Below are 14,274 nucleotides of genomic sequence, written 5' to 3'. Positions count from 1 at the left end.
ATCGCTCTACCCGTAGAGCGGCTAAGCAACCAGTCCTGAATTGACCTGTTCGAGCACGTCGAACACGCCTTCGATCACCTCCGCTTTGCCGTCGAAGAGCGCGTCCGGCCCCTCCGCGTGCAGATTGCTGAACGGAGGCTCGTAGAGCGCTGAAGCTTCGATGACTCCTCGGGTGCTGAGTTGGTTAATCACCATTTCGATGAAGCGGATCTGGGTAGGTGTGAGGCTCCTGTCGGCCAAGAAACCGGAGAACGCGGCCTGCGCCGCCGCTCGATCCAACCCCACCAAGCTCCTTACGAAATGGGTGAGCGAAGGTGACTCGCTGCGTGCAAGGAGCCCGGAGAACAGCGTTTCCCCGTCCTCTTCGCCGATCTCGACCAGGGTTGATTCCAGCCCTTTCAGATCGGCCTCCGTAAGGGGTTGGTTGGTCCTCAGCCGGCGGATGACCAAGTGATCGAGATGATTGCGCAGGTACTCCTTGACCTTCTTCTCATACTGAGCCCCGGTCATCTTCGGCATGTAGGGCGCCCATCCGTCTCGGAGTCTCAAAACCTCGTCCTGGAAGTCCGTGTAGACGATCGTGCGCTTCTTCTTGTCGAGGAAGGGGACGATCCCCCGCAAGCGTAGCCGAAGGTCCTCGAGGCCACCGAGAGCAATGCCTTCCCAGAAATCGGTCTCTTGGACGGCAGCCAGATAGCCGAGTTGAGTCCTCACCGCGGGAATCGTGCTCTTCTCTTCGAGCAGCATGGCGATCTCGACGACCCGGCGCCGATGATCCTCGAAGGCGGTTTCGTTGCCCTCGGCGAGGGCAAGCTGCAGGCGAAGCGCGGTGAGGTCGAACATCCGTGACTCGATGTCGTCCGTCTCGGTCTCGGATGGAAGTCCAGCGATCTCCATCTGCAGCACCTCGACATCGGAGTCGCTGAGTTGCGACCATGCCTTCCGGTCGCGGAAGCGGTTCACCGCTTCAACGTGCATCCTCACGATGAAGTTCTCGCGGTTCATCGCGGCCACTTCGCCGTGAAGCTGATCGGTCAGCGAATGCACGAACTTCATGTCCGGGGCCAGGGCGGGCGTCGCTTTGACGTGGGACAGGAGCTGGACGCGAGAGCGGAAGAGGCGGGTGCCGAGCGGCACTCCCCCACCCGCCTCGATCCCCTCCGGGTTCTCGTTGAAGAAGTCGAAATTGAAGCAGAAGTCGAAGACGCGAAAATCCTGCTTGTCCTCACCGGGTCCGAAGAGGTCGGGGCAGAGCCGCGTTCCACGTCCGATCATCTGCCAGAACTTGATCTTCGAGTAGACCGGTTTGAAGAAGACCAGATTCGCCACCTCGGGCACGTCGATACCGGTGTCGAGCATGTCCACCGAGATCGCGAGATGCGGAGCCTTGTCCTTCTGCGAGAAGTCGTCGATAAGGCTCTGCGCGTACGTCGCGTAATGGTCGATGACCCGGGCGAAGTGTCCCGCGTGCTGCGGGTAGTGTCGGTTGAACCGTTTCTCGACGAACTCTGCGTGTTCGTGATTGCGGGCGAACAGGATGGTCTTGGCCAGCCGATCACCGCCGTCGACCTTGTGGCCGTGCTCCATGAGGTTCCGGAGCGCCTTGTCCACGGTGTCCTTGTTGAAGAGCCAGTTGTTGATCGCAGACGCGTTGACCCTGCCCGGAAGCGCATCGGGATCCACGTCGTCACCCCAGTCGAGGCTCTCCCACTGCTCCTTCTCCTCCTCGCTCAGGGCATCGTAGTCGATGCCCTCGCGCGGAAACCTCAGATCCACCTGCCGCACGCGCGGCGGCACGAGGAAGTCGTCCGCGACGGCGGTCTCCAGCTCATATGCATCCGTAGGAACGCCCGGCTCCAGATCGAAGAGCGCGTAGGTGTTCCGATCCACCTGCTCTCGTGGTGTCGCCGTCAGCCCGACGAGCAGCGAGTCGAAATAGCGGAAGATCGCTCCGTATTTCTGGTAGACCGAGCGGTGCGCCTCGTCGATGATCACGAGGTCGAAGTGCCCGACGCTGAACCGAGCCTCGTTCCCCTCCGTCTCGTCGATCAGGCCCATCGTCGTCGGATACGTGGAGACGTAGACCCGGCCGACCTTGTCTTTCTCGGTGACGAGGTTCACCGGGCTCGATTCCGGCAGGTGCGCCTTGAACGCGCTCACGGCCTGGTTCACCAGCGACACCCGGTCGGCCAAGAACAGCGTTCGCTTTACCCACCCCGCGCGCTGCAAGAGATCCACCAGCGCGATCGCCGTTCGGGTCTTGCCGCTGCCGGTGGCCATCACCAGGAGCGCCTTGCGCCGAGCGTTTGCGAACTGCTCCGCGATGCTCCCGATCGCTCGCTTTTGGTAATAGCGGTCCACGATCCGGCCCCTTACCTGCGCCACGTCCAAAGCCTCTCGCTGGGTCCGGCGCACGATCAGGGATGCCAGTTCGTCCTTCTTGTAGAACCCGGCGACGGTCCGCGGTGGATAGAAAAGGTCATCCCACAGGCGGGTCTTGTAGCCGTTAGTGTAGAAGATGACCGGCCGCTGCCCGTGCATTTCCTGCAGGCAGTCTGCGTAGAGCCTCGCCTGTTGCTGTCCCTTCTCTGGATCCACCGTAGTCTTCTTTGCCTCGACCACGGCTAACGGCTTGCCATCGTCTCCCCACAGGACGTAGTCCGCGTAGCCGATCCCCGACTCGTTCGGCATCCCAGTGACTTCGTATTCCCGGTCCCTTGCCCGGTCTAGAAACCAACCGGCCCGCTCCAAATCGAGATCAATGATGAGCTTGCGGGTCTTGTCCTCATCCCAGTCATGCGTCTCGTCAACCGCTTCGTTCTCCGCCTTGATGGCCGCGAGCCGTTCACGCAACGCCTCCAGCTCTCCCTCAATCTCCTTGTGAGCCGCCGCCGCCGCATCCCGCTCTGCCTTCAGGGTCTCCAGCTCCTGAAGGCTGGCTGGTGTGGTTGCCGGTTCCACTCGCGGGATGAGGGATTCGTCGAAGGTCGTGCCTTGCAGACTCTCAGCGCCTTTGCGCAGGTAAGTCCGGCCCGTCCAATAAAGAACGTGATAAAGTTCGCGTAGGACAGCCACCGCCTTTTCCGGCGCCGGCGGCTTGTTGCCGTGGACCGCCACGTTGCCCGCCTGCCGGATGAAGTCAGCCTTCCGCCACACTATGGTGGGCACGAGTTCGCGGAACGCAGGGTCGCTGATGTAGCCATCCAGGTTGGTAACTCTCGGTGGCTTCAGAGCTCTCTCGACCTTGTAGATGCGCTTGAGCAGGCGCTCAAGTGCGTGTCGGGAATGAAAGCACGACGCCCGCGGATCGCCGAGGACGTGCCGCTCTGCAAAACTCGCGCTCTCCGCCACATGCGGAAACTCCTGCTGCAGAAACGCGAAGTTCGCAGAGACCTCCACTGGCGATTAGAGGTCCCCGCTGAAAGCGCGGGATTGCAGGGAGGCGAAGAGGGTATCGAGCTCTGCTAAGTGCGCGCGGTGGCAAGCCTCTTGTTGCCCAACAGATTCGGCAACTGCGGTGAAGTGAAGTTGAAGGTCCGCGGGTGGAACTGGGAACACGATGGAGGAAAGGAGTCCCTGATTCACCTTGTGGATTCCGTTGGTGGTTCGTGCACCACGCTCGATCTGCGTGCGAACCCGGCTCGTACACCACACACTCTGAAGATAGGCAGGCGCTATGATGTCCGGTCTAACCGCTACGCCAATCATCGTATCGGGAAAACAGATGCGACTTGATGAGCGGTCCGGGTATACCCCAATGCCGACCAGTTGCCTGTTCCCATTTCCACGACAGATAAGAAAAGTGTCGGTGCTCAGCTTCTGTGAAGGAGATGGCTGTTTATCGAAGCGGGCTCTCTTCCTTGCGGCGAAGTCGAATCGACCACGAGTGATTGCAGACAGAGTGAGGACCTCGCCATCGATGGTCCCTTGGGTTGAGGGTGAGAGGCCGTTGCGGAAACTATTCCGGGCCAGCTCTCCAAGAGTTCGTTCCTCCCACCCCATGGGATTGGTGGCGGGGTCGCCGAACATATCGAGGAAGGTGGCTTGGAGCAGAGTATCGAGCTCAGCGAGGGCTTCGCGGCGCTTGACCCGTAAGGTATCTGCCGCATCTAGAATCCCCGCAATCCGCTCCTGCTCGGCGAGGGGCGGGAGTCGGATTTCGGTTTCCTTCAGAAACTTGTAGTGTCGACTGTACCCTGCTGCGGGAATCTCGATGGCTTTCAGCGCATAATACAAGTATTTGATGTCGCTTTCGACCTTCGGCACCAACACCTTCGTCCCGTCCGCTCCCATTGCGAATTCGAAATCCACATATTTGATCGCCCTGGTATGGTCGCCAAAGACGATGACCGGTGGAGTTGCGCGACAGACGCGCGATCTTTCGTTCACGAAACCGGCAACGAGACGCTGACCTTGATCCACAACCGGGAAGGCTCCCTCCTCGAGAAACTCCGTCCGTGGGGTCTTGATGTTCCCGCCAGTTGCATCCTCGAATACGTCGAGAAACGGCAGTTCTTGGAAGCTCACCTGAGTATCCGCTCCAGCTCCAGCCGCCCCTCCGTGATCTCAGCCTCCAGCGCGGCAAGCCGTTCCACGATCACCATCGGTGGATCGTACTCGGCTGCGTCGTATTCAACCTCCTTGTAGCGGTTGATGGATAATTCATAGTCGTTGCTCGCGATCTCGGCCTTCGGCACCAAGAAACTCTGATCTTTCCGCGCGCGCTTGCCCTCTGCCTCGCGGTTCTGCCAGCGGGCGAGAATGTCGCCAATGTCGCTCGTCTCCGGCTGCGGCGTGCGCTTGTCATCCAGCGAGTAGCCGTCTGCCTGCATGTCGTAGAACCAGACGTGGTTCGTGCCGCCGGAGTTGGTCTTGGTGAAGAGCAGGATCGCCGTGGAGACCCCGGAATAGGGCCTAAAAACACCGGCGGGCATGGAGATGACGGCGTCGAGCTTCTGCTTCTCGACCAAGATCGTACGCAGCGTCCTATGCGCCTTGGTCGATCCGAAGAGCACGCCGTCGGGCACGATGACCGCTCCGCGCCCCCCTGGCTGGAGCAGGCGGAGAAAAAGCGCGAGGAACAGCAACTCGGTCTTCTTCGTCTTGGCGATCTGCTGCAAGTCCTTGGCGGTGGACTCGTAGTCGAGGCTACCGGCGAAGGGCGGATTGGCGAGGATGAGCGAGTACTTCTCGGAATCGTCATCGGCGACCTGGGCGAGAGAATCCCGGTAGCGGATGTCCGGATTCTCCGCGCCGTGCAGCAACATGTTCATGCTGCCGATGCGCAGCATCGTGCTGTCAAAATCGTAGCCGTGGAAGGTGCCTTCGTTGAAGCGGCGGCGGGCTGCAGCATCCTTGTAGATCGTCTCGCTATGGTGCTCGACCAGATACTCGGCAGCGGCGATAAGGAAGCCCGCCGTACCGCAGGCCGGGTCGCAGATGACGTCCTTGGGCGTCGGGGCGACCATGTCGACCATCAGCTTGATGATATGACGCGGGGTACGGAACTGCCCGTTCTGTCCGGCCGTCGCGATCTTGTCGAGCATGTACTCGTAGAGGTCGCCCTTGGTGTCGCTGTCGGCCATGTCGATGCCGTCGAGCTGATCCACCACGTTCGCCAGCACGCGGGGCGTGGGCATCATGAAGAGAGCGTCCCTCATGTGCTGTGCGTACGTCGAGCCTCCCGCGGCATCGGCTTCCCCATTCTGCCCCAAGGCTTTCATGAAGGGGAACACCTCGTCGCGCACGGTCGCGAACATCTTCTCGGGAGCGGTCTCCTTGAAGCGAGACCAGCGAACGGCGCCCTGATCGGGAGCGAAGATTGGCTCCTCGATGGGCTTGCCGGTGCGCGCGGCCTTGTTCTCCTTCAGCGTATGCAGCTCGTCAAGCCGTTTGATGAAGAGAAGGTAGGTCAGCTGCTCGATGACGGAGAGTGGGTTTGAGATGCCCCCCGACCACATCGTGTTCCAGATGTGGTCAACCTTGGACTTGAGCTCGCCTGTGATCATTAGTTCTCGGTTGCCTTGGCGGTGGATCGGCCTCGCCGGGCTTCGGGTCAGCTCCGTCGTCAGTATACAGCAAACGGCTCGACCGGCGAACCCCGGGCGACCCGACTCCGGCCTTCGCTTGCGACGTCACCCAAGTGGACGTCATCGCCACGGATAAGGCTCGATTGCAGCTCCGGGTGCGCCGGGAGCCGGAGCCGGACCCAGCTCCTCACGGATCCGCAGTCGCCGCCGTGAATGCAGGCTCTGCCGTTCCGGCTTCGTGATGAGTCCACGGTCTCATCGGCACCCATTCGGGAGGATCGCTAACATCACGCCGTTGCCCGGTTCGCGCAGGACTAGTACACGATACGTTGGAGTGGCAGAGAGTCAGGTAGCAGGTGCTACCGACGCACAACGCCCAGACTGCTATACTATACGAGATGGATACCGTTAGGAGGGAGGCCGCTCCGGGTCGGCAGCGTGGCGCCGATCTCGCTCGCCGATGCATGAGAAAAAGCGCCGGCCAACAGAAGGCTGGCTGGCGAGACGAGCGATCGTCTCGTCAGCACTCCCGGCTAGCCGCGTTTGTCGCGCTTCGACGAAGCCGCCGTGCGTCTCGTCGCACCGAAGCCAAGCAGTTGACGGACACCGATAGCTCGCCGCGAGTAACGCCTCCACACGGTGTCCGACCGGGCGGTCGCTACGTAATCTGGATGGATCTGCTGCGTACGGCGGAGGCCCGCGACGCCCTGGCCGGCCAACCGGCGGCCGGCTGTTTGCGCGTCACCGGCGAGCCTTGCCGGGCGCCTCGCCTGATCGACACGACCATGGACGCCGTGACCGCGGGAGATGGGATCGCCGTAGCGAACCGCGTGCACCTATCTCCGCATCCGCCCGGCATCGCCGCCGGCTCGCGACGACCCCCACCATCTCCGTCAACCACTAGCGCGGCGGGCCGCGACCGCACCTGTCCCACGTACCCTCATCGGAGCTCCCTCCCCGTTAGGCACAGATCAGCATGTCCCGCGCGGTCACCACATCATGTCCGTAGGTCTCGCGATTCGCGACCTTTCGCAATGATAGCCTGTCACGGTAACATCAGTCTGCCACGTATGGCATACTCAATCCTACAGCAGGAGTTGTGACCTTGCTTCGGTACGTTGATAGTCCGCTTTTCGATTCGTCGGCACGTGTGTTGGTAAACACCGTGAACACAGTTGGCGTCATGGGGAAAGGCGTTGCGCTCGAGTTCAAGAAACGGTATCCCGATATGTACAACCTTTATCGTGATCATTGTAACGCTGGCCGTTTGCGCGTCGGACAGTTGTGGCTATATCGCACCCCTGGGCGGTGGGTTTTGAATTTTCCGACCAAGGCGCACTGGCGATCTCCATCGAAGATTGAATACATCCGTGCGGGGCTCGAGAAGTTGATAGTTACGTATCAGGATCGAGGAATCGACTCGCTTTCGTTTCCCCTTCTCGGCTGCGGGAACGGACGATTGGATTTCGACACGCAGGTGCGACCGTTGATGGAACACTACCTCCGCTCCTTACCGATTCCGGTATACGTACATCGGCGCCACGAATCATCCGATGTTATGTCCGCGCATAAGGACATAGATTTGTTTTCATCCTTTCATCCCCCGGCATCATTCGATGACCTATGGCATCATCTCCTCCAGCTGCGTCAAGACGATCTAGATCTGCGAACCTTCACATCCAAGTCGCGCTTCAAGCTCACCGATGTCACGGATAACAACTTGGTGTTTGACCGAACCCCTGGCTCTCGCGTCCATATACCTGCAGAAGATGTCCGATCTCTATGGTATCGTCTAAACAATACAGGCACGGTACTCTCCCGTGACGCTCCCGGGCGTATCGGTCGCGAGTATTCGCTCGTTTTTCCCCTTCTGGCACAACTCCCATACGTTTCCCGCGTCACGCTCAGTGAGGATTATGAGGATTTTATACGGCGACAGACTCAGGGTTTGCAGTTGCAGTTTAGCGGCTCGCATAGACGTGATACTCAGACAGAGCTCGCATCGGCGGTCGGATGAAGGACTGGCGGGAGGATTTGCGAGATCACGTTGTTCGGTGGGAAGAGCAGTTGAAGAAGCAAGGTCGGCCATGGTGGCCTCGGTTCTTGTACCACTACACGGACGTCAGTAACGCCATCAACATCCTGAATGGCGGCGTACTTTACTCCCGTGCTGGCGCAAAGGCTCGCGGATTGATGGTCCACGAGAACGCGAATCTGGCGATCATCGCCGGGACCAATCAGGATCACCTGGATTTCGTACGGCTTTACTTTCGACCGAGGACACCTACTCAATACGTTAACGAGGGCATTAAACCACCCGCGGAGAGAGGGAGCGGACATTGCCCGGTGCCAGTGTTCTTCGTTTTTGATCTTGTTAAAGTTGTGGGGCGGGATGATGCACGCTTCTCCAGCGGGACGCTGGCGTCATATAGACATGGGCACAGCGACAGGCGCGACTATTTCATGAAGACTATCCCGTGGCGAGATGTGTACGGGGACGGGCTCCCGCGATCAGATGTGGCCAAGAAGGCGAGAGGCGCAGAGGTCGTGATTCCTGGTAGTCTACCAATCCATCCAGTGTTGAGAGGTATCTTTTGCCGTAGTCTTGGTGAGCGCGTGACCTTGATGGATGGACTAGCTGATGGCGTTGACGCCGTGTGGGCGAAGAAGATCCGAACTGGCTTTGCCGGGTTTTTTTTCGGACGGTATCCTTACATACTCAATGTATCAGGTCGAGGGAGACGACTGATAGATGTCGAGTTCAGCAGGAAGCTCGTTGGGCGCCGAGGATTGGTTGAGGTTCATGTTGACGGCGCGTCGCGACCGAAGAGTTGGGAGGGACGATTTACTGACAACACGGCTCGCAAGACCTTCCGGCTTCGCGAGCCGCAAGACGCAGTGCATGTGTCAGTGTACATGGAGAATTGTCTTGCGTTCCGTGGAAGAGTGATACTTGATGACTCACCGTTTTGAGGTCGGAAAATTGCATGCAACGCCATCTTCGAGGGGGGACGATGTGCTAACTTAGAGTTGTGGTGCGGCGAGGTTGGTCAGGGGGATTCAGGGAGGGCGACACCGGTGAGCGAACGACGGTCGGTACAGCTGGGGTGGGACCGGGACGCGCTGACGTCCCGTGCTAGCATCTCGGGCTTACAACCGGCATCCTGCATGGATGCAGAGCAGCAACGCTCTACAAACAACCTGGAATAGGATTTGCTATGACACTCATGTATGAGCGATTGGTGCTCCGCGAGATTTCCCGTGCCGGCGACGCCGACCGTCGTGTCCCGAGTTCTCGCGACGACCAAGGCCGCATCAGATGTCCGTACTGCGAGGAGAGGACGCTCGGGAACGTGAAGGGTCTGTCGAACTTCTTCTGGCACTGCGAGGGATGCGATTCGCTGTTCTCATACGGAGCCAAGTACTCTACCACGGACCGTATGAACCAAGCTCGGCTGGTCCAGTTCTGGCAGGAACAAGCAAGGAAACGTGCCGAAGACCGGAAGGGATCGGAACAAGAGCACTGACCTCTGTCCGTACTCATTCGCTTGGTCAGGTCCGCCTCACGGCCTTTCCGCTCACACCACCCTCTCACACGGCGGCCGGTCGGCAAGACCTTGGAGGGCTTCGATTGACCCTTCCAGCCCTCGGCTGATCGATCGAAGTTCTATATCCTGGCCACGAGCCCCCGGAGGCGTCTTCCAGACGCCTGACCGCTCGGAGCCGCGGCTTCCCATGCTTACGGCTGACGTGTCGCGCCACAGCCGGATAGCTCCCGTGGCCGTCCTCCATCGCCACCCCGACCGCCTCCACCACATCCGTTGCAGTCGCCCCACGCGTGGGCCTGATCTCCTACAGCCCGCCAAGGGGACTGGGGCGACGATCCGGCACGAGTCGATCGACGAGACTCAGGTAGATCGCCGCGCGTACCTCAAGGCGTGCAACTACGACTACACCGTTGAAGGGTTGCAGAATCTGGTGGAACTTCCTAAGTCAGTAGCCAATCCCGCTTCCGTTGATGGGAGACGTTCCGAGACACGGACCCCATAGGTAGCGCGCCTTCAAGCCGAGGAAGGTGGTGAGATGACCGGCCCGCGTCCGTTCAAGATTCAAATCTTCGTCGCCGACGGTCGGCCCGACGGCCTGCGACTCGTCGAGAAATCCAACTGGATCGGACAAGGAATCGTTTGTCCCCGGGGCGCATATCCGAGAGTGAAAAAACGCGACGAGTTTTCGAGAAGCGGCGTCTACATTCTGATTGGTCCCGGTGACGACGATCGCCCCAGCATTTACGTGGGTGAAGCTGAGACGGTCCGCGCTCGCCTAGATCAGCACTACAGTACGAGGGATTTCTGGCAGCAGGTCATCGTCTTCACTACTACCGGAACGCCGAAGAATAAGGCGGAAGTAAAATACCTCGAGGCTCGGCTGCTGGAGTTGGCTCGGTTGTATAAGCGGTGCCGTCTGGAGAACAGCGTCGACCAGCAGCGCCCTGGGCTCTCGGAGGCCGATCAAGCCGAGATGGAGGGATATCTCGATGAAGTGTTGTCACTGCTACCTGTTCTCGGCGTTGATGCGTTCGTGCCACTCGAGTCTTCTACTAACCGCGATCTCTATTACTTGAAGGTGAAGCAGTGTGACGCCTCGGGTTTTGAGACGAGCACCGGCTTCATGGTAAGGAAGGGCTCACGGGCGCGGAGAACGTCCACGCCCTCGTTGAAGAAGCACTTTCCGAATTCGTATACCATGCGACAACGCCTCATCGACAGTGGGATATTAGCGGAAGATGAGAAAGGGTTGCGTTTCGCGGAGGACCACCTGTTCAACTCCCCGTCTCTGGCTTCCAGCGTGTGCGCTGGCAGATCGTCAAACGGTTTGGACGAATGGAAGGACAAAAGAGGACGGTCGCTGAAGGCGAACAGGGAGGGAGCAACTGCAGATTGATAGCTAATGGATCCCGATTCGCTTAGCCGATCTCGAACTGCTCTCCGCCGACCAGGGCTCATGAAACGCGTGCCGATGATCTCCATCCACGGCGCGCCTATATACGATCCGATCATGTCGCATTACCAGGAGCTGAGCTCATGCCTCGATTAGCTCGCACCGTCGTAGCTCATCTGGAGAAGGCTCGATCAGCGTGCCTTGCGGCGGTAGAGAACTACAACAGACCTGGGACGGCGTTTCGGACGCGCACTTACACGATGCTCATGACCGTGGCATGGACATCTCTCTTCCACGCGTTCTTTTATCGACGCCGTCAAAAACCTTGGTACCGTCAGCCGGGCACCGGTCGTCAAATACGATACAAGAGAATTGATGGCGAACCCTGCCACTGGGAATTGCGCGAATGCCTGAGACAATACTATGGCGATATGAATCCTCCTCAGCGGGCGAACTTACAGTTCATGCTAGCGCTCCGAAACAAGATCGAACACAGGTACTATCCTGAGCTTGATCCAGCCCTATACGGCGAATGCCAAGCCATGCTCATGAACTTCGAGGAGCTGTTGACGAAAGAGTTCGGCGAAACCCAAGCCGTTGGAGGGCAACTTGCCGTATCGCTTCAGTTCTCGGCCTTGCGCCCCGAAGCACAACAGGAGGCGCTGCGCCGACTCCAGACTTCGCAGGCGAAAGACGTGCTTGAGTTCATCGAGCGTTTTCGGGCCAATCTAGCTCCAGGTGTGTTCGAGAGTTCGGCTTATTCCATGAGAGTGTTTCTACTTCCTAAGCTGGCAGTACGAGAGCGGAACGCGGATCTCGCAGTGGAGTGGGTACCCTACGACAAGACGAAACCCGAAGCGATGGAGAAGTTGCAGCAGGCCATTACACTGATAAAGGAGAAGCGAGTACCGGTCGTGAGCGAGGGGTTGCTGAAACCGTCGGAGGTGGTGGAACGACTTCGCGAGCGTCTCCCGTTCAGGGTCAATATGCATACTCACACGCAAGCATGGAGGATGTACGGGGTTCGACCGGCTGGCGATGCAGAAGAGAAGGCGCGTACGCGACCGGAGTTTTGCGTGTACGACGAACTAGCGAACGGGTACGGGTACACAACGGCTTGGGTCGATTATCTGTGCCAGGAATTGCAGGACGAGGAGGAATTCGCGCGCGTAACAGGTAAGGCACCTGTTCTGGAGGAATCTTGAGACGCTGTCGGCTTCGGTTCTCCGAAGCTGGCGGAAGGAGTCAGCTGTAGCTACGGGTTGTGACGCGCGCGGCGGACCGGGCGTCTTGAGGCCAGAGGTTGCCAGACGAGGAAGACTTGGTCGTGGTTACGAATGAAAGGACGCAGATACGCGCGGACCGTCGTCTGATCGGTCTCCTGGATGTACAAGTACGATAACCACCTGACACCCGGCCTCCCCGAGGTCAGGGCTTTAGGCCGCGGTCGTCACCTCCTTCCTGGCTGACGTCTTCCCGGGCGCGGAGCTTCCGGATCCCCTTCTCGAACACCTGGCAGGTCGTTTGCTCCGTGACCCTCAGGTGCTCGGCCGGGAGCGTGCAGTGGAGCGCTCGATGTACCCGTTCGACCGCGCCCGCAGAACTCTCGCCGTCGTCGCTCAGCAACGTCCGAACCTTCACCTCGTGTTCCTCGAAGAAGGCCAACCCTGGAGGCTCGGACTTCCACCGGCATAATGTGCGTGACCGTTGCCGCTGCAGGATGCGATGGGCGAACATGATGCCCGTCGAACACCCCTGAATCCGAGCGTTCCCGACCGCCGTGTACCGGACCTGCATGTTCTGCAAGAAGCCCCTCGGCTCGAACGAGGTCGTGGAAGCCTTCCCGGTCGGCCGTCGCCTTGCCTTCGATCCGGCGAAGGGTCGCCTCTGGGAGGCGGTCGAGACCTGCGAAAGGCTCTTCCGCGCGACGCGGATCCGCACGTCCACCGAGAATGTCGGCTTGGCCCGGCACACCGAAGGCCTCGAACTGGTCCGCATCGGCGAGCCCCTCCGTCCCGAGTTCGCCGCCTGGCGCTACGGCGACCAGTTCCGCCGCCGGCGCCGGCGCTGGATCGCGGCCGGGTCGGCGGGGGTGGCGGCGAACCTCGGTACCTACGTGACCATCAACCTGGCGACGGGCGGGTTGGTCGCGGGAGCTGGCGCAGCCGCGCTGAGCGGCGCCGGCACCGGGCGGTGGCCAATCCACACGACATCAGTCCTGCTCTTACGGACTTCCCGACCGGACCCACTTAGAAGCCGATCTCGCCCGGATCTTGCCGGAGCGTCGCCACGAGTTTTTCCACAAACTCCTCGTCAGTGTCACTCCCCCAGAAGACGATCGTGCAATGGTTCGTGTCGAAGTGCGGTTTTTTCTCGTCGAACGCCGCCTGTTCCATGATGTACACGACCGGCTTACCAAGCGCCTCCGCGAAGCCTCCCTCCCAGTAAGCTCCGCGGTTATGGTCCGTCAGGTCAACGATCACGTACGAGGCGTTTCGGATCCGGTCTCGCATGATGTTGTCGATCACGCCGGGCTGGCTGAGGTCACTCAGATCCTTGAGCGGGCAGCCGAGATCATTGAACTTGGGCCTCAAGACTTCCTGGAAGACGCGCTTGGTGTGCTCGCTGCTAAACTGCCAAGCGAAGAAGCCGTAACCGCCGTCATGCGACCCATGTGTCATGGCTTCGTACCGCTCCCAGCCAGCGAGCCGAAGGTCTGCGTAATAAGGGGGGATGGCGCTAGGGGGATAGGCCCCAGTCGGAGCGTCCCATGACACGATTTTGTGCTCTTCAAGTTCGCCCATGAGCTGCAGTACACTCGCTTTGTTCGGCGCTCCGATGGCGGCCGCGAACGGCTTCGCGTCATAAGGGATCGTCGCGGGTGAACCGTCTTGTAGCACCCGGTCCCCGATGTGCCTGATCGCATTGTCGGCCTGTTGCGCGCGGCTTGCGAGGAACTCTCCGTTTCGCGCTCGAGTCACGACATCGGGCGTTATCTTCGCGGCCTGTGGCTGGGGCGTGTCTTCGTACGGCACTCTTTCGAGCCAAGAAGCGTATACGTCCCATTTGGTGCGAGCATAATGTGAAAGCGAGACGCGTTGCATCGGGGTCAGGTGTTGCGACGCGTCCGCTGGCTCAAAGAATCCTTCAAGCTCGAACTGGCCACACACATCGCATCTAACCAAGAAATGATGCGGCCCACTGCCGCCGGCATTACAGGTCGTACTGCACCAGGGGCATTGGATCTCACTCATCATCCCTCCTCAGTTAGCAGGTGAAGGCCCCACAGCCACGCCGTCGCCAC

Annotated in this window: 9 protein-coding genes; 4 read left to right on the top strand and 5 right to left on the bottom strand. The window is 59.8% G+C overall.

All coding sequences use genetic code 11. The features are described 5' to 3' along the window. Window positions 1-21 precede the first annotated feature (21 nt). Genes ACOGXI_RS13300 through ACOGXI_RS13290 form a run of 3 tightly spaced genes read right to left on the bottom strand, consistent with a single transcriptional unit; the run spans window position 22 to window position 6,008 of the window. Window positions 22-3,351: a DEAD/DEAH box helicase family protein gene (locus ACOGXI_RS13300; protein ID WP_419939315.1), complete on the bottom strand. Its 3,330-nt coding sequence runs from the start codon at window positions 3,349-3,351 to the stop codon at window positions 22-24. 54 nt (window positions 3,352-3,405) lie between these two features. Further along, window positions 3,406-4,527: a restriction endonuclease subunit S gene (locus tag ACOGXI_RS13295; protein ID WP_419939314.1), complete on the bottom strand. Its 1,122-nt coding sequence runs from the start codon at window positions 4,525-4,527 to the stop codon at window positions 3,406-3,408. Continuing rightward, window positions 4,524-6,008 carry a type I restriction-modification system subunit M gene (locus ACOGXI_RS13290; RefSeq protein ID WP_419939313.1) on the bottom strand — a complete coding sequence of 495 codons (1,485 nt, stop codon included), beginning with the start codon at window positions 6,006-6,008 and terminating at the stop codon, window positions 4,524-4,526. Before ACOGXI_RS13290 ends, ACOGXI_RS13295 begins: the two co-directional genes overlap by 4 nt. 1,120 nt (window positions 6,009-7,128) lie before the next feature. Here ACOGXI_RS13290 and ACOGXI_RS13285 point away from each other — a divergent pair. From ACOGXI_RS13285 to ACOGXI_RS13270, 4 genes are all read left to right on the top strand, one after another. Continuing rightward, window positions 7,129-8,046, top strand: coding sequence for a macro domain-containing protein (locus tag ACOGXI_RS13285; RefSeq protein ID WP_419939312.1), 918 nt, complete (start codon window positions 7,129-7,131; stop codon window positions 8,044-8,046). A gap of 86 nt (window positions 8,047-8,132) precedes the next feature. Next, entirely contained in the window at window positions 8,133-9,002 is an 870-nt protein-coding gene (locus ACOGXI_RS13280) for a DarT ssDNA thymidine ADP-ribosyltransferase family protein (RefSeq protein WP_419939311.1), read from the top strand. A gap of 1,110 nt (window positions 9,003-10,112) precedes the next feature. Beyond that, on the top strand, window positions 10,113-10,973 hold the full coding sequence (locus ACOGXI_RS13275; protein WP_419939310.1) for a GIY-YIG nuclease family protein: 861 nt from the start codon (window positions 10,113-10,115) through the stop codon (window positions 10,971-10,973). Window positions 10,974-11,113: 140 nt separating this feature from the next. After that, entirely contained in the window at window positions 11,114-12,175 is a 1,062-nt protein-coding gene (locus tag ACOGXI_RS13270; protein WP_419939309.1) for a DUF3644 domain-containing protein, read from the top strand. Window positions 12,176-12,398: 223 nt separating this feature from the next. Here ACOGXI_RS13270 and ACOGXI_RS13265 read toward each other — a convergent pair whose 3' ends face one another. Both ACOGXI_RS13265 and ACOGXI_RS13260 read right to left on the bottom strand, forming a co-directional pair. Then, window positions 12,399-12,635, bottom strand: coding sequence for a hypothetical protein (locus ACOGXI_RS13265; protein WP_419939308.1), 237 nt, complete (start codon window positions 12,633-12,635; stop codon window positions 12,399-12,401). 584 nt (window positions 12,636-13,219) lie between these two features. Further along, window positions 13,220-14,224 (bottom strand): hypothetical protein, encoded by a 1,005-nt coding sequence (locus ACOGXI_RS13260; protein WP_419939307.1) that lies wholly within the window; start codon window positions 14,222-14,224, stop codon window positions 13,220-13,222. Window positions 14,225-14,274 lie beyond the last annotated feature (50 nt).

The sequence above is a fragment of the Candidatus Palauibacter sp. genome (assembly GCF_965208055.1).
Lineage (GTDB): Bacteria > Gemmatimonadota > Gemmatimonadetes > Palauibacterales > Palauibacteraceae > Palauibacter.
The sequence above is the reverse complement of the archived record's forward strand: the minus strand, read 5'-3'. Positions and strand labels throughout refer to the sequence as shown.